Origin of the sequence: Burkholderia sp. SRS-W-2-2016 (genome assembly GCF_001931485.1) — a bacterium.
Taxonomy (GTDB): Bacteria; Pseudomonadota; Gammaproteobacteria; order Burkholderiales; family Burkholderiaceae; genus Paraburkholderia.
Genome location: NZ_MSDV01000012.1, coordinates 91,452 through 112,109, shown reverse-complemented (window position 1 = coordinate 112,109; position 20,658 = coordinate 91,452). Strand labels below are relative to the sequence as shown.

13 protein-coding genes are annotated in these 20,658 nt (G+C 62.4%); 8 read left to right on the top strand and 5 right to left on the bottom strand.

Annotation, left to right across the window (positions count from 1 at the left end; translation table 11 throughout):
* Positions 1-66: 66 nt before the first annotated feature.
* A complete protein-coding gene (locus tag BTH42_RS03445) occupies positions 67-1,167 on the top strand; it encodes a glycosyltransferase (protein ID WP_075295787.1) in 1,101 nt (366 codons plus the stop codon).
* A gap of 59 nt (positions 1,168-1,226) precedes the next feature.
* Here BTH42_RS03445 and BTH42_RS03440 read toward each other — a convergent pair whose 3' ends face one another.
* The 5 genes from BTH42_RS03440 to BTH42_RS03420 all read right to left on the bottom strand — a co-directional run bounded on the left by BTH42_RS03440 (position 1,227) and on the right by BTH42_RS03420 (position 6,955).
* The gene (locus BTH42_RS03440) at positions 1,227-3,113 is read right to left on the bottom strand and encodes a nucleoside-diphosphate sugar epimerase/dehydratase (protein WP_075295785.1); all 1,887 of its coding nucleotides are present in this window, start codon (positions 3,111-3,113) and stop codon (positions 1,227-1,229) included.
* A 19-nt stretch (positions 3,114-3,132) separates the two neighbouring features.
* Positions 3,133-4,149, bottom strand: a complete 1,017-nt coding sequence (locus BTH42_RS03435) for a glycosyltransferase family 4 protein (protein WP_178392113.1) — start codon at positions 4,147-4,149, stop codon at positions 3,133-3,135.
* Positions 4,150-4,154: 5 nt separating this feature from the next.
* A complete protein-coding gene (locus BTH42_RS03430) occupies positions 4,155-5,117 on the bottom strand; it encodes an SDR family oxidoreductase (protein WP_075295781.1) in 963 nt (320 codons plus the stop codon).
* Positions 5,114-5,938, bottom strand: coding sequence for a glycosyltransferase family 2 protein (locus tag BTH42_RS03425; protein ID WP_256701751.1), 825 nt, complete (start codon positions 5,936-5,938; stop codon positions 5,114-5,116). The genes BTH42_RS03430 and BTH42_RS03425 overlap by 4 nt, the downstream gene beginning before the upstream one ends.
* A 321-nt stretch (positions 5,939-6,259) precedes the next feature.
* Entirely contained in the window at positions 6,260-6,955 is a 696-nt protein-coding gene (locus BTH42_RS03420; RefSeq protein WP_143751960.1) for a hypothetical protein, read from the bottom strand.
* A 411-nt stretch (positions 6,956-7,366) separates the two neighbouring features.
* Here BTH42_RS03420 and BTH42_RS03415 point away from each other — a divergent pair, with 411 nt between their 5' ends.
* The 7 genes from BTH42_RS03415 (at position 7,367) to BTH42_RS03385 (ending at position 20,603) form a co-directional block, all read left to right on the top strand.
* A complete protein-coding gene (locus tag BTH42_RS03415) occupies positions 7,367-8,782 on the top strand; it encodes a mannose-1-phosphate guanylyltransferase/mannose-6-phosphate isomerase (RefSeq protein WP_075296102.1) in 1,416 nt (471 codons plus the stop codon).
* A 441-nt stretch (positions 8,783-9,223) separates the two neighbouring features.
* The gene (locus BTH42_RS03410) at positions 9,224-12,517 is read left to right on the top strand and encodes an FkbM family methyltransferase (protein WP_075295776.1); all 3,294 of its coding nucleotides are present in this window, start codon (positions 9,224-9,226) and stop codon (positions 12,515-12,517) included.
* A gap of 4 nt (positions 12,518-12,521) precedes the next feature.
* On the top strand, positions 12,522-13,949 hold the full coding sequence (locus BTH42_RS03405) for a glycosyltransferase family 2 protein (RefSeq protein WP_075295774.1): 1,428 nt from the start codon (positions 12,522-12,524) through the stop codon (positions 13,947-13,949).
* A gap of 43 nt (positions 13,950-13,992) precedes the next feature.
* Positions 13,993-15,048 (top strand): GDP-mannose 4,6-dehydratase, encoded by a 1,056-nt coding sequence (gene gmd / locus BTH42_RS03400; protein WP_075295772.1) that lies wholly within the window; start codon positions 13,993-13,995, stop codon positions 15,046-15,048.
* Positions 15,045-15,896, top strand: coding sequence for a GDP-mannose 4,6-dehydratase (locus BTH42_RS03395; protein ID WP_075295770.1), 852 nt, complete (start codon positions 15,045-15,047; stop codon positions 15,894-15,896). Before gmd ends, BTH42_RS03395 begins: the two co-directional genes overlap by 4 nt.
* A gap of 48 nt (positions 15,897-15,944) precedes the next feature.
* Entirely contained in the window at positions 15,945-17,354 is a 1,410-nt protein-coding gene (locus tag BTH42_RS03390; RefSeq protein ID WP_075295768.1) for an FkbM family methyltransferase, read from the top strand.
* Between the two features lie 51 nt (positions 17,355-17,405).
* Positions 17,406-20,603 (top strand): glycosyltransferase family 1 protein, encoded by a 3,198-nt coding sequence (locus BTH42_RS03385; RefSeq protein WP_075295766.1) that lies wholly within the window; start codon positions 17,406-17,408, stop codon positions 20,601-20,603.
* The last annotated feature ends 55 nt before the right edge of the window (positions 20,604-20,658 follow it).

Below are 20,658 nucleotides of genomic sequence, written 5' to 3'. Positions count from 1 at the left end.
GTGCCGCGCGGCGGTCGCGATGCGTTTCGTTTGTATAATTCCGCGTCTTCGCTCAGGCCCACTTTCATGCTCAGTTTTGCGCTCGGCTTTCTCGTTTCCCTGCTGATCACTCTGTTGATCGTGCGTTATGCGCATCTGCATGAAAAATTCTCGACCGATAGCGATCTGGCCGGCGTGCAGAAATTCCACGCGCGCCCGGTGCCGCGTATCGGCGGCGCCGGCATCCTGCTCGGTCTGCTCGCGTCGGCGGTGCAGCTGCATCGCGCGTATCCGGCGGTGTCGGGCGGAATTCTCGGCCTGATCGCGTGCGGGCTGCCGGCGTTCGGCTCGGGGCTCGTCGAGGATCTGACCAAGCGGGTGTCGCCGCTCGCGCGGCTGATCTGCACGATGGCCGCCGCCGCGCTCGCGTTTTTCCTGCTCGATATCGCGGTCACCCGCATCAGCGTGCCGCCGCTCGACTTTTTGCTGTCGTACGCGGCGATCTCGTTCGTGGTCACCGTGCTCGCGGTGGCTGCGCTCGCCAACGCGATCAATATCATCGACGGCTTCAACGGCCTTGCGTCGATGGTCGCGTTCATGATGTTCGCGTCGCTCGCGTACGTCGCGTTCCAGGTGCACGATCCGGTCGTGCTGTCCGCGTCGTTCATGATGATGGGCGCGGTGCTCGGCTTCTTCATCTGGAACTTCCCGGCCGGGCTGATCTTTCTCGGCGACGGCGGCGCGTACTTCATCGGCTTCATGCTCGCCGAACTGTCGATCCTGCTGGTGATGCGCAATCGCGACGTGTCCGCATGGTATCCGGTGCTGCTGTTCATGTACCCGATCTTCGAGACCTGCTTCTCGATCTACCGGAAGAAATTCATTCGCGGGATGTCGCCGGGCATTCCCGACGGCGTGCACCTGCATATGCTGGTCTACAAGCGGCTGATGCGCTGGGCGGTCGGCGCGCGCACCGCGCGCGAGCTGACGCGCCGCAACTCGCTGACGTCGCCTTATTTGTGGCTGCTGTGCCTGATCGCGGTCGTGCCGGCGACGCTGTTCTGGCGCCACACGCTGCACCTGTTCTGCTTCGTCGTGGTGTTCGCGGCGACCTATGTGTGGCTGTATGTGAGCATCGTGCGGTTCAAGTCGCCGCGCTGGATGGTGGTCAGGAAGGCGAAGCGGTAGACGTAAAAAAAGCGCCCTCGGGCGCTTTTTTTATTGCTCGCGGCTTCGTCGACCTTGCTTCACGAAGCCTTCTTGGTGATCGGCACCGGCACGCTGCGCAGCGTCGGCGTCGCGGCGGCGGGCTGATACTCGGGGACCCAGCGGCGCAGATCGCGGCGCACTTCGTCGTCGTTGAGCACGCGGTGCTGCATCAGCCACGGCAGCAGTTCGTCGAGCAGATTGTCGGCGACGCCGCGCGCCTGCGCGATGCGCAGCTTCGCGTGCGGGGTGCGGGTGGTCGTTTCGTCGTCGGCGAGCAGTTCTTCGTAGAGCTTTTCGCCCGGACGCAGGCCGGTGAACTCAATCCGGATCTGCTCTTCGGAGAAGCCGTACAGCTTGATCAGATCGCGCGCCAGATCGGCGATCTTCATCGGCTCGCCCATGTCCAGCACGAAGATTTCGCCGCCCTGCCCCATGCTGGACGCCTGCAGCACCAGCTGCGACGCCTCCGGAATCGTCATGAAGAAACGGGTGATTTCGGGGTGGGTCACCGTGACCGGGCCGCCCTTGGCGATCTGCTGCTGGAACTTCGGGATCACGCTGCCCGCGCTGCCCAGCACGTTGCCGAACCGCACGGTCTCCAGCGGCGTGCGCTCGCTGGTCTGCTGCAACGCCTGACAGACCATCTCTGCCAGCCGCTTGCTCGCGCCCATCACGTTGGTCGGGTTGACGGCCTTGTCGGTCGAAATCAGCACGAAGCGCTTCACGTCATGGCGAATCGCCGCGCGCGCAACCCGGTAGGTGCCGAGCACGTTGTTGCGCACCGCCTGCCATGCGTTCTGCTCTTCCATCAGCGGCACGTGCTTGTAAGCGGCCGCGTGATAGACGATGTGCGGCGTGTGGCGCGCCATCACCTGATCGAGCAGCAGCGAGTCTTTCGCGTCGCCGACCACCGGCACCAGTGCGACGCCCGGAAAGCGTTCCTGCAGTTCTTCGAGCAGCCGGTACATCGCGTATTCGGACAGATCGAGCGCGATCAGCTGGGCCGGCCCGAAACGCAGGATCTGCCGGCACAGCTCCGAGCCGATCGAACCGCCCGCTCCGGTCACCATCACTACGCGATCACGCAGCAGCGCTTCGACGTGCGGGGTATCGATCCACACCGGCTCGCGGCCCAGCAGATCCTCCAGATCGATGTTGCGCACCTGGGACAGCGACGCCTGGCCGCCGGCCATGTCGGTCAGCGCGGGCAGCACCATCGCGCGCACGCCGGCGCGCACGCACAGCGTCGCCGCGCGGCGCTGCTGCTCGACCGACGCGGACGGAATCGCGATGATCGCGTATTCGGTCTTCATCGCGTCGGCGATTTCGGGGAGCGTGTCGATCGCGCCGAGCACTTTGTAGCCGTAGATTTCGCGGCCGTGCTTGGAGACGTCGTCGTCGAGCAGGCCGATCAGCCGCCATTCGCTCGAACGCGACAGCTCGCGCGCCAGCATCGCGCCCGCGGTGCCGGCGCCGAGCACGACGACCGGCTTGCCTTGCGCGACCAGACCGCCGTACAGATAGAACTCTTTGGCCGCGCGATACAGCGCGCGCGCGCCGCCCATCGCGAGGAACAGGAACAGCGGCGAGACCAGCAGCACCGAGCGCGGAATGATCGGGGTGGGCTGCACCATCACCGCGAGGATCATCGACAGCAATGCGCCGCTCGCGACCGCCTTCGAAATCCGCAACAGGTCGGGCAGGCTCGCGAACACCCACATCCCGCGATACAGGCCGAACAGGCGGAACATTACGCCGTAGACAGGCAGCACCCAGACGAGCGCGTGCAACGCGCCGTCGCGGAATTCGACCGGCACGGCGCCATTGAAACGGATGACGTACGCGATCAGCCACGCGCTCAGGACGGCGGCCAGATCGAAAACGAAAGCACTCAGTGATAACCACCAAGCTTTTGAGCGAAACATCAGAGGCAAACCTCGAGATTTATTTCGTGCTGGCAGTATCGGCTTCAACGCGTCTCCAGCGTAGATCGATAGCGACGCCCATGCACGCCAACATGCAGCACCACGCGGCGACGATCGCCCACTGCTGGAGTTCGGGCTGTTGCAGTGCCCATAGAGCAAGCATTATGCCGCCCAGCATCACCGCGTACCAGTAGCCCGCCATCCGGGCGTGGCTCATGCCGGAGCGCACCATCCGCTGATAGTAATGGTCGCGGTGCGCCTCCCAGAACCTTTCGCCGCGTAACAAACGTCTCAGCAGTGTTACAGATGCATCCGCGATAAACGGCGCGAACACCAGTGCGGGAAACCACACCGGCCACAGCGCGTTGCGCCAGCCCCAGTAGCCGAGAGCGCCGGCGAGAAAGCCGAGCGGAATCGAGCCGGCGTCGCCCAGAAAGAGCCGGGCGGGATGGAAATTGAGCAGAAGAAAGCCGAGCGCGGCGCCCGCCACCGCCGCCGCCGCGACCACCAGATCCATGGCCGGCTGGCCGGCCGTCATTGCCGCGATGCCGTACGCGCCGAAGCCGAACAGCGCCATGCCGCCGGCCAGACCGTCGGCGCCGTCCATAAAATTATAGAGATTGATCAGCCACAGCATCAGGAAACCGATGCCCGCCAGCAGCCACCACGGCGCGGCCGCCGGATACACGATCAGCAGCAACGCGACCGCGAGCAGGTGACCGGCGAAGCGCACGCGCGCGGGCAAGCCGCGGCGGTCGTCGATCTGCGATAACGCCGCGAGACCGGCCGCCGCCACCGCGATCAGCCACATCGACGGCGCCAGCCACAAGATCGCCGCGACGCACACCGGCACGATGCCCCAGCCGCCGACCCGCGGGGTCGGGCGCACATGGAGCGAACGGGCGTTCGGAATGTCGGTGGCCAGCCGCCACGCGAGGCCGGTGCCCAGCAGAACGCGCAGGATCGCGGTCGATGCGATCGCCGCGACCACGAACACGCCCGCCACGGCGGGCCACGATGCAAGTGAAAGGCTCATGTCGGTTATTGTCGTTGGTCGCGCGACCGGTACCACGCGGCGGTGGCGGCCAGACCCTCGCGGGTCGTGTAAGGCGGCTGCCAGCCGAGTTCGCGTTTCAGACGGCCGGTGTCGAGCTGCAGGCTGTCGGTGAGCCGGCCGATCTGCGGTCCGAGCCCGGTGAGCTTGCCGAGCAAGCGCAACGCGCCGACCGGCACCGGCACGAGCCGCGCCGGACGGCCGAGCGCGTCGCCGACCATCCGCAGCAATTCGGCGACGGTGGGCGCATCGTCGTCGGCGACGTGAAAACAGCCGTGGGTCGCGCGCGGGTCGGTCGCGCAGTGCAATAGCGCGTGCGCGAGGTTATCGACGTAGACGAGGCTGCGGCGCGACTTGACCGCGCCCAGCGGCAGCGGCAAGCCGCGCGAGACCGCGTTCATCATGCTGAGAAAGTTTGCGCGCACGCCCGGGCCGTAGACCAGCGGCGGACGCACGCTGACGACCTCCAGACCGGTCGACGCGCCGAACTGCGCGAGTTGCCGCTCCGCACGCAGTTTCGAGCGGCCGTAGGCGTCTTGCGGCGCGGCCGCGTCCTCGCTCAAAGGCACTCCGCCGTCGCGCTCTCCCGCCGCCTTGATGCTGCTGACGAACACGAAACGGCGCACGCCGCGAGCGTGCGCGGCCTCGGCGACGCGTCGCGCGCCAACTACGTTGGTCGCGTCGAAGGCTGCGTCGGGGTCGGGCGACTGGTCGTGCATCACGTGGACGCGGGCGGCCAGATGGATCACGCAGTCGGCCTGCAGGTCGGCCGGCCACGCGGCGTCGAGTCCGGCGAAATCGGGGCTGTCGTGGACCCATTCGGTTACGCCGGGCATGACCGTGCCCTTGCGGCGCACCAGCGCGGTGACCGTGTGCCCCGCCGCCAGCGCGAGCCGGCAGACGGCCTGGCCGACGAAGCCGTTCGCGCCGGTCACGACAACGCGGCTCACCACAGCCTCCAGCCGAAGCGGTTGAAGAATTTGTAGGCGGACGCGGCGAACATGCGGATGTGGGCGGAGCCTTTGCGGGATGCGCCGCCGCCGTGGTGCACGACAGTCACGCGCGGCACATAAGCGACGCGGGCGACTTCATGCGTGCGCAAGCTCAGATCGTAGTCCTCGAAATACAGGAAGTAACGCGGGTCGAAGCCGCCGATCCGTTTGAGCACGTCCGTGCGAAACAGCATGAAGCAGCCGCTGATGATCGGCGGATCCCAGACGATGGAACGGCCGTCGATCACATCGCGCATTTCATACTGAGCGAGGCGCTTCGCGAACAGGGTCCGGCGCAGCACCGACGGCAGGAAGCCGCGCGCGAGCAACACCAGCAGGGTCGGGAAGCGACGACACAGATATTGTTCGCGGCCGGCGTCGTCGTTCACTCGTGGCGCGAGCAAGCCGGTGTCGGCATGGGCTTCGAAGAACTCGTGGGCGGCTACGAGCGCCTGCGCATCGATGTCGATGTCCGGATTCAGGATCAGGTGAAACTGGCTGTTCGCCTGCTCGATCGCGAGATTGTGGCCGCGACCGTAGCCGACGTTGCCGTGGCCGGCGAGCACCGTGCAATCGATGCCGGCCTGTGACAGCCCGGCGAGGCTCTCGCCCATCTCGGGCATGCCGCCGTTATCGATCAGATAGAGATGAACCGACACGCCCGGCGCGACGCGCGCCAATGCTGTGCTGGCTTGCGCGAGACTGGCCAAGGTCCGTGCGAGCAGTTGCTGGTCAGGATGGAAGACGACCACCGACACGGTCACTATGCCGTGATTCATACTAGGTACCGCACTCACTGTCATCGGGGAAGGCGGCGATCGGCGCCGGGGGAGCGCTTGAGTTGTTTAAACGGGGTCAGCAAAGCGATTAGTGTGCTGAAAATGAGCGGTTTGCGCAACTGGGGTTTCTGTTTGTTACGCGGGTGACTTGCTACAGGCAAATTGGTCTGGCTTCGGCGCAAACTGCCGCGTTGGAGTTGGTTCACCAATCACTGCAATGGTAGTCGGCATGACCGCACATCGGTAAAACCTGGCATGGCCACGCGTTGCCACCAGTAATAACGACACCGTCGCCGCGTTACTAGTCGGCGTGCGATGCGATTAACTCAAAGCTTCCCAATTGCGCATCGCCTGCTGGCGCGTCGTCAGCGTCCACGGAACGTCGTAGCCGAGAGCGTCAAAAAGATGGCGATGCCTTCTGTAAATCGCCCGCGCCGTCCTCGCGGGTATCAACCGCCGCCAAAGACCGGCACGCCCTTGCCAGCCGTGCTGATTCGGCAACGAGTGGAAATAGTTGAAATCGAAGCGTTGCAGTGATTCGTCCAACCGCTGTCGTGGCGCCTCGCTTGCGAGAGCTCCGACCAGCGCAACGAACTTTTCGTTCGAGCCCTTCACCAGATCCTCGTACCGGACCCGCAGCGCGTGCTCGTCATGCCACCATTGATAGGTAACCGACAAAAGATTTTCGGCACCCCACCCCAATGCATAGTCCGCGAACGCATCGGAGCTCGGCGACTGGCCCGCCAGTTCCAGAGGAATTTCCGCGTTACCCAGCAACCACTGACTGGTCTCGGGTTCGTGGCGAATGAATTGCAGAACGGAGAGGAGAACATCCAGCGGGTGACGCCCGATTACCACGGACCTGAACTCGTTTTCCACGAGGAAACGTTGAAAGTTCGGCTCGCGATACCAGTGGACCTGAATTATGCAGCGCGGCGGCAATGGGGCTGGTGCGTCGAGATAGTTATGGACCGCGATTTCGCGTAGATCAAGACTGTTCGCCAGCACCGAGCGCACCCAGCTACTTCCACTACGTGGAGAACTAACAATGGCGATTCGCATGGATGAGATTGAAACCCTCTGGACTGCAAAGACTTCGCACACGCCGATGGACCGGATGAACAGCATCGCCAGACGCTTAAGAAGGCTAATGAATCCAGCGAGCGGGAAATGGCGATAAGTCTGTGCTTCGGGTGGCAAAGCCAAATGTCTGATGTATTCAAGTGTAGTTCGTAACGGCCATAACTCAACGCAAGTTAACCGTTTCACTCATGGCGCCGGGTCGTACAACGCTGCCTTGCGATGCCCTGCAACACGCAATCTGCCGGTTGACTGTCACGAATTGTTAAGAGCATGTCTTTTGACCGATTGACGGCGGTTACAGGGTAAGATCGAGGCATTATCTTCAGGAAGGTGATGATCAGAACTATGCTGATTCCCGTCATACTTTCCGGCGGTGCCGGAACCCGACTGTGGCCTGTTTCCCGTGAGGGCTATCCCAAGCCCTTCATGAAACTGGCTGACGGGGATAGTTTGCTGTTCAAGACGTACCGGCGGGCAGCGGCGGCAACTGGCACGGACGCTGAGATCCTGACGGTCACCAACCGTGAGTACTACTTCATGAGCAAGGATGAACTGGCCCTGGCGAAGCCCGCTCAGGCCGGCGCCTTCCTGCTCGAACCCGCGGGGCGCAACACGGCCCCGGCCGTGGCGATGGCCGCGCACTGCATAGCCGCGAAGCACGGCCGCGATGCGCTGATGCTGGTTCTGTCCGCGGACCATCTCATACAGGACCAGGCGCGCTTCGAGGCGGCCGTCGAGGCGGCCGTCAGCCTCGCCCAGCAAGATCATCTGGTCACGTTTGGCATCGTGCCCAGCGCGCCGGAAACCGGTTTTGGCTACATCGAGGCAGGCGCCCCCCTGGGTAGCGGCAAACAGGTGTTGCGCTTTGTCGAGAAGCCCAATGTAGAAACGGCTCGCGAATACATCGAGGCCGGAAATTTCTACTGGAACTCAGGAATGTTCTGCTTCAAGGCAGGGACGATCCTCGACGAAATTTCCCGCAACGCACCCGATGTCGCGACCACGGTCGAGGCCTGCTGGGCGTCGATGCCGCACGACGGCGCGATGCTCGAAATCCCTTCGCAGTCCTTCTCTCAGGTTCCCGATATTTCCATCGACTATGCAGTGATGGAGCGCTCCGACAAGGTCGCCGTGGTGCCCGCCGACTTCGGCTGGAGCGACATCGGCTCGTGGGTCGCAGTGCGCGAATTGTCGACGCCGGATGCAGACAACAACCGCACCACCGGCGAAGCGATCTTCGTCGATAGCAGTAATACCTATGTGCATAGCCAGAACCGCATGGTAGCCACCGTGGGCGTCGAGAACCTGATGATCATCGATACGCCCGATGCCCTGCTCGTAGCTCACCCCGACAAGGCACAGGACGTTAAAAAGGTCGTGGCGAGACTCAAGAAACAGGATCACGAAGCCTACAAGCTGCATCGCACAGTGACCCGTCCGTGGGGCACTTATACCGTGCTGGAAGAAGGCACGCGCTTCAAGATCAAACGCATCGTGGTCAAGCCGGGCGCCAGCCTGAGCTTGCAGTTGCACCATCACCGCAGCGAGCACTGGATTGTCGTCAGCGGCATGGCCAAGGTCGTCAATGGCGAACGGGACATCTTCGTTAGTACGAACGAGTCGACCTACATCCCCGCCGGCCATAAACACCGCCTCGAGAACCCGGGCGTGCTGGATCTGGTGATGATCGAAGTGCAGAGCGGCGAATATCTGGGCGAGGATGACATCGTGCGCTTCGAGGATATTTATGGGCGACAGTGACCGGGACACGCATCGCTAGCGAGTGCGTTCGAACGAAATCGTGCGGGCCTGACAGGTCGAGCATTTCGCAGCGCCGGCCTTCGTCCCCCGAAGATCGGCGACGCTTTGCTCAACGCGCCCAAACATTATTCGCGTCAAGTTTGCAGGCCGCTCTGCCGACTCATCCGGTAGTCGGGGCCTCGCAATACGAGCGCGTCAATGTTATCGGCTTGCAGCTTCGTACAGCCTGATCTGAAGGGCGCATCGCGAGCGACATCCCGCAGGCGATCACAACCGCCGTGCCGTCGGCATCGGAGACGATGAGTCGTGAACGTTGTGCAAACGTTGCACCTGGCCATGCATCCGCCGCGCACGATAAAAATGGCGTCGCCCTTTGTGACTCATCAGTCAATCATGGTAGATGTATTTCATGACACCACTCACATCACGGCTTGACCATTCATGACATTGATTTCCTTCGCGCAGAACCAGGAAGACATCATGCTGTGGCGTGCGCTCGGTCACGTGCGCAACGGGTTCTATATCGATGTAGGCGCGGCCGACCCGGAAGATCTGTCAGTAACCAAACTCTTCTACGATCGGGGTTGGCACGGAATCAACCTGGAGCCGCAGTCGGCCTATTTCGCATTGCTGAGCGCCGCGCGTCCGCATGACATCAATCTGCAACTGGCTGCCGGTCGCGAAGCCGCTTCGCATGTCTTCCACAAAATCGACGGCACCGGCCTCTCGACCTTCGACGCCGAGATCGCCGCACGTCATCGCGCCAGCGGATGGGACGTGGTTGAAGAGACGATCGACGCGCTGCCACTGGCGGATATCTGCGAACTGCATCGCCCCCATGGTCCGATTCATTTCCTGAAGATCGACGTGGAAGGCGCCGAAGGCGACGTGCTGGCGGGCGCGGATTTCCACCGTTTCCGCCCCTGGATCGTGCTCGTGGAAGCCACCCTGCCGTTGTCGCAGGAAGAGTCTCATGCATGGGAGCCGACGCTTACCTCGCAAGGCTACAGCTTCGTCTGGTTCGACGGCTTAAACCGGTTTTATCTGGCCGACGAAATGAAAGAGGAACTGGGAAAGCATTTCCATGTTCAGCCCAATGTCTTCGACGACTTTCAGCCGCCTGCGCGGTTACTGCAACGCGCCCGGCACGCCGAACAGGAACTGCAGCACACTCGCGAGCAGGTTACGCAGGAGATGCAACAGGTTCGCGAGCAAGCCGCGCAGGAAGTGCAGCAGATTCGCGAACAGGCCGCCGAGTCCCTGGCGCAGGCCAATACCGTAAGCCGCGAAGCACTCCGGGCGGTGGAGCGGTCCGCGCACGAAGCCGATGCCGCGAACCAGCGCGCGACCGATGCTATTCAGCAGATGGCGCAAAACCTCGAGGAAGCGACGCGCCGGTCCAACGAGGCACTTGCGGAACAGGACCGGCTTAACGACGAATTGCGACGCGACGCGCAACGAGCCAACGAGCGCGTCACAGCGCTGATGACCAGTACTTCCTGGCGAGTGACAGCACCGCTCAGAGGAACCATGATCCGTATCCCAACATCGGTCCGCTCAACGCTGCGCCGCGGAATGAAGGCCCTATGGTGGGCAGCGACTCCTCACCGGATGCCCGCACGTATCGCTTTTCTGCGAGCACGGCGTCAGCAGGCGCTTTTCGGTACCGGCCTCGCCAGCACGCAACCAACCGACGAGTCCGGCGCGCCGCTCGGCAAGCCTGTGACTGACGCCGTGATCGAGTATCGCAAAGCGACGCGCGACAGGCGCGAGGTCGCGTTGTTCGTCACCCACTCGCCCGACGGCAAGCTCAAGCCGCATGTGCGCCCGTATATCGCCGCACTGCGCCGGCATGGCATCGATGTCACGCTGATCGTGGCGGCGGACGCAAACTGGTTTGACGCCGATGCACTGTCGCTTGACGAGGTGGATACGCTGGTTGTGCGCGAGAACCTCGGGTTCGACTTCGCCGCCTGGGCGCATGTGCTACAGGTCCAACCGGAACTGTTCGACGCCGACACGCTTTACTTGCTCAACGACAGCGTGATCGGCCCCCTCAACGACTCGCTTTTCGAGAAGCTGCTGACTCGCGTGCGTTCGGCGCCCGGCGATATGGTCGGCATCACGGAGAGCTGGGAATACGAGTGGCACATTCAGAGCTTTTTCCTCGCGCTGCGCCGCCGCGCACTGGCGTCGCCCGTTCTGCAGGATTTCTTGAATAACGTCGTGATTCTGCCGACGAAGCACGAGGTCATTCAACGGTACGAACTCAAGTTCGCCCCTACGCTGCGGGCCGGTGGAATTTCTCACACCGTGATGTTCCCGTCCGAGAACCGCGACAACCGTACGCTTTTCGACTGGAAGAATCTGATCGAGGATGGCTTCCCGTTCGTCAAGGTGATGGCGTTGCGCGACAAGATCGAAGGCATGGACAGCAGCGGCTGGCGTGAAGTGCTGCTAGCGCATGGCTACGACGTGGCGCTGGCCGAACCCGCGCTTCAGGTAGCTGCCGCCAATCCGGATCCGGCCGGCAATGCGGCGCCGTCGCGCGTGCCGCGGCAGTCCACGCTGCCCCGGCACCTGCCCGGCTCCGCACTGAAGCCGGCCATCCAGCTGATCGGCCCGTGGAACTACGCAAACGGCCTCGGCGTTGCCAGCCGATCCTATGTGTCCGCATTACGACGCACGCCGTACGCGCTCAATCTCGCACCGGTCAAGCGGCCCTTCCACATTCATCGGCGGATGGCCTTGCCGCTGGATATCAACGATTTCTCCGGTCCGGCGGACGTCGTAGCCATCCATTTGAACCCGGAGGCCTGGCCCGCACTCCTGATCGAAGAACAGAAGCAGGCGATCGAGCGCGCCCGGTTGAAACTGGGGCTGTTCGTCTGGGAAACGGAAGATATCCCGAACTACTGGCATCCCACATTCGGTTCGGTCGATGCCATCTGGGCTCCGAGTCGCTATTGTCAGAAGGCTTTCGCAGCGAGCACCGACGCCCCTGTTCACGTGATCCCGTACGTGGTGACGGTCCCGCCAAGCCTTCCAGGTCCTGACAAGATTCGCCGCACCAAAACGGAAATCGGCCTCGATGCCGAAGACCGCGTGATCCTTTATGCGTTCGACGGCTCGAGCTATCTGGTTCGTAAAAATCCCTTTGCGCTGGTGCGCGCTTTTGCGCGAACCCGGTTGGGACGGTCCGGCTGGAAGTTGGTGCTGAAGACCAAGCACCTGTTCGACATGCCGCAGCAGGGCAACCAGTTACAGCAGCTGTGCGATGCGGCGGATGGCGTCGTGCTGATCAACCGTGCGCTCGATCTCGACACCATGCGCAATCTGATGGCAATGGCCGACATTTACGCGTCGCCCCATTGCGCCGAAGGCTTCGGCCTGACGGTGGCCGAGGCGATGGCAATGGGCAAGATCGTCGTCGCCACCGACTACAGCGGCACGCGCGATTTCCTCGACGACACTTGCGGGTTTCCCGTTCGCTATGCCGTCACCGCGCTGCAAGACGATCATGGCGCCTATACGACGGGCAACGTCTGGGCCCAGGTCGACGAAGACCATCTGGCCGAGTCGCTCGAAAAAGCCGCCGCGCTGGTCGAAAAAGGCGATCATGCAATCGGAGACAGGGCACGGGCGCGCATCGCCACGGACTTGTCGCCCGAGCGGGTCGGCGCATTGATTCAGCAAAGCATCGAGCAACTTCTCGCGCCACAACGACGGTCCTGATTCCATGCAAAATCTCTTGTCGCAAGCTTTTCTGATTCCGTTGACCGTTACCGCCGAGGGTGCACTGCGGGACGCGAAAGGCCGCACGCCACAAATTCAGGGCGGCGCGCATTGGTATGTGCTCAGCGATGCCGGCACTGAAATCACCGCCGAATTTGGTCCGGCTTTGCAACGCGAAGCGATGGGCAGGCCCGACATCGGCATCTTCTACGTGGATCAGCGTTTGCGCCGCGAGAAGGCGCTCGATCTGCGTCCGGACTTCGACCTCGCGCTGTTGCTCGCCTATGACTATATCGGCCTGCCGATCGCCGTTCAGGCGAATGTCCTGACCAAACTTCTCCCTTCCGCGGCGGCGTATGGGGCAGCCTTCAGTTACGCACTGCTGCTCGAAGCGGTGCAAACCGGCGTCCCTATCAGCCGCATCGCAGAAGTACTGGCGACGCGCGACAAACGCTATCCGCAGATTCCAACGCAAGAGCGTCAGCGTGTGATCGAGGACTGGCTGGGGCAGGATCGAATACATTTCGAGCTGAAGCCGGGTATCGCGCCGTACGCGCTGCAATTGACTCGCAATGCCAACGAAATGCCTCCGGTCACGTTGTGCATTCCCACTCGCCAGGGCCGCCCCGCGACAGCAGACGGCGGCGCGCAAAGCCGTCCGTTCATTACCGGATTGCTCGAAACCATCGCGCGCCTCGACTATCCGATGGACAGGCTGCATGTGATCGTCGGCGATGACCTGTCCGACGGCTCAGCGTACGCCGACCGGCCGTGGCCCTTCGCGTTGACGCGCATCGTCACCACGCGCGCGCCCGGCGAACCGTTCAACTACGCGAAGAAGATGAATCAGCTCTGGCGCTTGAGCCAGACCGAGCAAGTCGTGCTGATGAACGACGACATCACCAGCGAATCGACCGACTGGCTACAGGCGCTGCTGACTTTTTCGATGCAGGAAGATGTCGGCGGCGCCGGCGCGCGGCTGCTGTATCCGAACGGCACGCTGCAACATGCCGGGATGGCCGGCGGCCTGATCAGCACGTGCGCTCACACGTGGCTCGGCTGCCCTGCCGATCAACCGACCTACCAGGACTGGGCCATCGTCCATCGCGAGTGGTCGATGGTCACGGGGGCGGTGTTTGCGACCCGGCGCTCGGTGCTCGAAGAAATCAACGGCTTCGACGAAGTGTTCACACTGGAATTCAACGATGTGGACATGTGTCTGCGGCTGAAGATGCTCGGCTACCGCATCGTCTACACGCCGCATGCCGAGCTGGTTCATCATGAAAAGGCCTCACGCGGGGAAACGGCACCGCCCGGCACCGACCTGAACCGTTTTCTCAAGCGCTGGCGAACCTATCTGTACAACGATCCCATGTTCAATCCCGGGCTGGATCGCCAATCGCTTTCGTTACGTCCGCTCGCTTCGGCCTGAGCACCAGACTTCCACTGAAATCCACCACCGACAATCCATACTCATGAACAATTCACAGCTCTCGAAGAAATGCGCGGTTATCACCGGAATCAGCGGGCAGGACGGCGCCTATCTGGCTGAACTGCTTCTGAACAAGGGATATCGCGTTTATGGCACGTATCGCCGCACGAGCTCGGTCAACTTCTGGCGTATCGAGGAACTCGGTATCCAGAACCATCCGGACCTGCAGCTCGTCGAATACGATCTGACCGATCTGGGCAACTCGATCACGCTGATGCAGGAAGCCCAGCCGGACGAGGTCTACAACCTCGCCGCGCAGAGCTTCGTCGGCGTCAGCTTCCACCAGCCGACGACCACCGCGCAGATCACCGGCGTCGGCGCGTTGAACCAGCTGGAAGCGATCCGCATCACCAACCCGAAGATTCGCTACTACCAGGCGTCCACCTCCGAAATGTTCGGCAAGGTGCAGGCGATCCCGCAAGTCGAGGAGACCCCGTTCTACCCCCGCAGCCCTTACGGCGTCGCGAAGCTTTACGCGCACTGGATGACGGTGAACTACCGCGAAAGTTACGGCATCTTCGGTTCCAGCGGCATCCTGTTCAACCACGAAAGTCCGCTGCGCGGACGGGAATTCGTAACGCGCAAAATCACGGACTCCGTGGCCAAGATCAAGCTGGGCAAGCTGGACGTGCTGGAACTCGGCAACCTGGATGCGAAGCGCGACTGGGGTTTTGCGAAGGAGTACGTGGAAGGCATGTGGCGCATGCTGCAGGCCGACGAGCCCGACACGTTCGTGCTCGCCACCAATCGCACCGAGACGGTACGCGACTTCGTCCGGATGGCTTTCAAGGGCGCCGGCATCACGGTGGAATTCAAGGGTAGCGGCGAGCAGGAATCGGCCGTGGATACCGCCACCGGCAAGACGGTGATGCGCGTGAATCCGAAGTTCTACCGGCCGGCCGAAGTCGAGCTGCTGATCGGCGATCCGGCCAAGGCAAAAGCCAAACTGGGCTGGGCACCGCACACCACGCTCGAACAGCTGTGCCAGATGATGGTCGAGGCCGACCTGCGCCGCAATACCGAGGGGTTCTCATTTTGAAAATCCTCATCACCGGAGCGCACGGCTTCACCGGGCGCCACCTCGCCGCGCGAGCCGCGGCGGAAGGACACGACGTCGTCGCTCTGCACGCGAACCTCACCGACAAGGATGCGCTGCATGACGAGGTGAGCCGGATCGCGCCGGATGCCGTCGTCCACCTGGCCGCGATCAGCTTTGTCGGACACGCGGACCTCAGCGCGTTCTACGCGGTCAACGTGGTCGGCACGACGTATCTGCTCGACGCGCTCGCGCAGTTGCCGACCGCGCCGCAGCGCGTGCTGATCGCGAGCAGCGCCAACGTGTACGGCAACAGCGAGCAATCGCCGTTGAGCGAAGCGCATCCGCCGGCGCCGGTGAACCATTACGCGATGAGCAAGCTGGCGATGGAATACATGGCCAGAACCTACGCCGAGCGGCTGAACATCGTCATCACCCGGCCCTTCAACTACACAGGGGCGGGTCAGAGCGTCAACTTCGTGATTCCGAAGCTCGCCAGACATTTTGCCGAGCGTGCGGCTTCGGTGGCGCTCGGCAATCTGGACGTCGAACGGGAGTTCAACGACGTGCAACTGATTTGCGACGCCTATATGGCGCTGCTGTCGCATGGTCAGGCGGGTGAAACCTATAACGTCTGCACGGGCAAGCCCTACACGCTACGCGAGATCATCGACACGTTCGAGGCGATCACCGGCCACAAGATGACCATCGAGGTGAATCCCGCCTTCGTGCGCAAAAACGAAGTACACCGGCTTTGCGGCAACCCCGACAAGCTGAACCAACTGCTCCAGGCCAACGGCGTATCACTGAACGTACCGACGCTGCGTGAAACCCTGACCCGCATGCTCTGAATTTCAGAGATGCCTTGCCGCTCCATCAACCTCACGCTCTGAACCTTCATGACATTGACTTCCTTCGCACAGAACCAAGAAGACGTCATGCTTTGGCGCGCGCTCGGGCACATTCGTAACGGCTTTTATATCGATGTCGGCGCAGCGGACCCGCATGTGTCGTCAGTCACGCAGCTTTTCTACGATCACGGTTGGCACGGCATCAATCTGGAACCGGATGCGAGTTTTTCCGACTCGTTGAGCGCAATGCGCCCTCACGATATCAATCTCAGCGTGGCCGCTGCTCGCGAGGCCCGATCGTACCGCTTCTACCGGATCGGCGGCAGCGGCCTCTCCACGGTCGATGCAGCGATCGCGACTCGCCATCGGACGGCCGGCTGGGAGGTGACCGAAGAGATCGTCGAGGCGCTGCCGCTCGCCGAGATCTGCCGGCAACACTGCCCCCAGGGTCCGATTCACTTTCTGAAAATCGACGTGGAAGGTGCCGAAGCAGATGTGCTGGCCGGCGCTGACTTTCGCCTTTTTCGCCCCTGGATCGTGCTTGTCGAGGCAACCCTGCCAAATTCGCAGCAGGAGTCCTACGGCGACTGGGAGCCGATGCTGATTTCGAGTGGCTACAGTTTCGCCTGGTTCGATGGTCTGAACCGCTTCTACGTTGCCGACGAAAAAAAGGACGAACTGGGAAAACATTTCCGGGTTCAACCGAACGTGTTCGATCCGTTTCAGACACCTGGGGATTTACTGCTGCGGGCCGAGCGTGCCGAACAGGAATTGCAGCAGTTTCGCGAACAGGCTGCCGCAGAATTGCAGCGGGTCCGCGAGGCGGCAGCACAAGAAAATCGGCGCATCGGCGAGCAGGCATCCGCGGCACTGCGTGACGCGGATGCCGTGAGACGTGAGGCAACCGCGGCCGTCGAACAGTTCGCAAGCACAGCGCAGGCCGCAAACAATCGTTCGTCCGCCGCCATGCAACAGTTGCAGCAGTTGGCGGACACGCTTGGCCAGGCGAACCTGCAGGCCGCCGTTGCGTTGGCCGAGCAAACCCGCCGCGGCGACGACGCGCAACGCAGCGCACTCGCGGCGCAACACGCCGCGCGACTAGCGAACGAGCAGGTCACCGCGATGCTCAACAGCACGTGCTGGCGGGTGACCGCGCCGCTGCGGATGGTGCGGCGTATGAAGCCCACCAAACAGCGGGCGCGACAGGTATTTCATCGCACCGGTCGATTTCTGCTCGGACTGCCGGGAGGTCAGCGTGGCCTGCGGCTCATGCGTGCCATCGCTCCGCGGCCGGTGGAATGGCTGGCTCGCCGCTATCGCGTGTATGAGCAGACCGCGGCAATGCAGGAACAGGCAGCGGCGGCCACTCCTGCAAGTGCAACCGATCTCAGCCCCGAAGAAGCGCGCCTGTATCGGCAACTCAGCACGTCCAACTCTCGCACGACGACATTGGCTTGATCGTCAGCGTCTCCAACCCGATTTTCATTGCACTCTAAAAAAACTGACACTATGCGTCTTGTGATCGATTTGCAGGCAGCTCAAGGGAGTGGCAGCGACCGCGGTATCGGTCGCTATTCGCGGGAGCTTGCGCTGGCCATGGTTCGCAATGCGCGAGCACATGAGGTCACTATCGCGCTCAATGGTGTCTACATGGACAAAGCCGAGGAGTTGATCGCGACCTTCTCATCGGTTCTGCCTCGCGAGAACATCCGCGTGTGGCATCCGCCACGCGGCGCCGTACCGTTGCTCCATGATGCTCCACGCCTTGCTTACGCGGAAACCCTGCGGGCGCATTTCCTTGCGTCCCTTCAGCCGGACCTCGTGCATGTGTGCAGCGTGCTCGAAGACAACGATGTCGTTGGTTGCCTGCCGCGACAACTGGGTCGTTTGCCCGTAGTCGCGACCTTTTACGATCTCATTCCGTTATTGCGGCACGCCGAATTCTTCGGAACCTCGAACGTACCTTCGCCCCACACCCGGTGGTATTACCGCGGCATTCAGGAACTGACGTCGTGCGAAGGGCTGCTCGCCATTTCCGAGTCCAGCCGCAATGAGGCGATCGATCATCTTTCCTGCGCGCCCGAACGAGTCTTCAATATACGCGCCGGTATCGGGCCGCAGTTCCATCCGACATCGTTGCCGGCTAATGAACGCGCGGCATTGCTCGCACGCTATGGCCTGCGCGACTCGTTCATCATGTTTCTGGCCGCGGACACGCCGAACAAGAATGAAGCCGGCTTGCTGGCAGCCTATGCGCGCCTGCCGCGGGAATTGCAGAGAACACACCAGCTGTTCATCGCGGGGCAACGAGATCGCGCCAGGTTGTATCAAAAGGCGGCGCAACTCGGCATCCCAACCGAAAGTCTTGTCTACACCCCCTTCGTGGAAGAGGACGACCTCCAGGCTCTTTATTCGGCGTGCGGTCTGTTTGTATTTCCTTCCCGGCATGAGGGCTTTGGGTTGCCTGCCGGCGAGGCGATGGCGTGCGGGGCACCGACCATTGTCAGCAACACCACGAGTCTTCCCGAAGTGATCGGACGCGCGGATGCCACCTTCGACCCCGAAGATCCCGACTCCATCGCCGCTTGCATGCGCAAGGTACTGGAGAACCCGTCGTTTCAACAGGAACTCGCAAACTACGGCCCGCGCCAGGCCGCGCAATTTACGTGGCACGCGTCGGCCGAACGGGCTTGGGATGCGCTCGAGACGATCCATGACGCCCGATCGCGACAAGGTCACACACGGATCACGAGCGTCGTTCCAAAACGCCCCCGCCTGGCCTTCGTGTCCCCGTTACCGCCACAGGCCACCCGTGTGGCCGAGCACAGCGCAAGCCTTCTGCCCCGTCTCGCACGCCACTACGACATCACGCTAGTCAGTGAGGAAGAAACCTCGGAGCACCTGCTGTGGGGATTTCCGCGACTCGCTCCGGCGGACTTCCTCGCGCAGGCCGGGCGTTTCGATCGCGTCGTTTATCAAATCGGCAATTCGCCGTTTCATCGCTTCCAGATCGAAACGCTGCTGCCCTGCTGCCCAGGCGTGGTGATCCTGCATGACGCGGTTCTGTCCGACTTGATGTACGCGTCGGCCCGTGAGCGCGGACGCATCGACGAGTTCCGGGCTGTACTGCTGCAGGCGCACGGCTACCCTGCTTTGCGCTTTGCCGAAGACAATGGCATTGAAGCTGCGCTGCGGCACTATCCGTGCAGCCTGTCCGTGCTGCAGGAAGCGGTTGGCGTGATCGTGTATTCGGATCGCGAGATGGAAGTATTGAGCCAGCATTTCGGCGCCGACGCGATGCGCACGCTTACCGCGGTTCTGCCGCCGCAGGAGTCGGCGGAAGTCACTGCCGAACAGTGCGTCGATGCGATCGAAAAGGCCTATGCAACGCCGGGCGTCACTGTCGTGGCGCAAACAATGCAGACCGATATCCAGGCTGTGTCGGCGCTGCCGAATGGAGTAGCGGCCGCGTCGCGCAGCCTCGTGCGCAGCTTCCCGTCGCCATCGCGCGGCGGAGGATATAGCCGGCTCCTGATCGATATCTCCGAATTGGCGCGTATCGATTCGGGTTCGGGCATTCAACGGGTCGTACGCGAGATTACCCGCCGCGCACTTGAAACGCCGCCCCGCGGCTTGCGCAGCGAAGCTGTACGGATTCGCGAGGGGCTGTTACGCCATACGTACGCCAGACCGCTGTCGCTGCTGGGTCTGCCGCCCCTCGATCTGCCGGAAGCACCGTTCGATGTCCGGGCCGGCGATGTGCTGCTCCTCGCCGACGTTTATCCGATCATCACGGCGGCCGAATTTGACGAATTGCGGCGGTTGCGCTTGAACGGCCTGCGCATCGTGGTGCTCATCTACGATCTGTTGCCGTTGCGATGCCCTCAGTACTTCAACGACGATTTCGTCAAGCTCGTAACAGAGAACTGGTACGGCAGTCTTCTCGGCATCGCCGACGCTGCTGTTTGCATTTCCCGGTCTGTCGCCGATGATGTAATCGCCTGGCTCGACGAGGATCCCAGTCTGCGAAACAGACCACTGCCGATCGGCTTCGCTCATCTCGGCGCGGATTTTCGCAATGACTTTCGCAGCGAAGAGCTCAAAGGGCAAAGTTCGTCGGCCACCCTCGCCGCTCTCGAGAACGCGCGGCTGCGTCCCAGCGTCATCATGGTGGGTACGGTCGAACCTCGCAAAGGCCACCCGCAGGTCTTTGCGGCATTCGAAAAACTATGGGAAGCCAATGAGAACCTCAATCTGATCATCATCGGCAAGCAGGGCTGGAAGATGGACCAGTTCTCCGAGCAGTTGCGCCGCTCCCCGGAACTGGGGAAGCGGTTGCATTGGCTGCCTCGCTGCAGCGATAGCGAGGTGCGCGCTCTCTATAGTGCGAGCTCAGGGCTCATCATGGCATCCGTCAACGAAGGGTTCGGCTTGCCGATCGTCGAGGCGTTTCAGGCAGGCTTACCGGTTCTGGCACGCGACATTCCGGTGTTTCGCGAGATCGCAGGCGACCAGGCGTGTTATTTCTCCGGAGATGATCCCAAAACGCTTGCCGTGGCGCTGCGTGACTGGGCCGCGAACGGCTTTGCGCCGCGCCCGCGGTCCGGCTCCGAATTCACCTGGGATAACTGCTACCGCAAGCTATGCAACGCGATTTTCGACGACGAGTGGTACGCGACATGGCAGCCGAAAAACAAAGGCGCATAGAGAGGGGCGCGGAGTCTGCCGGCGCTCACGCGACGAATCTGACCAAGCCGTCGCG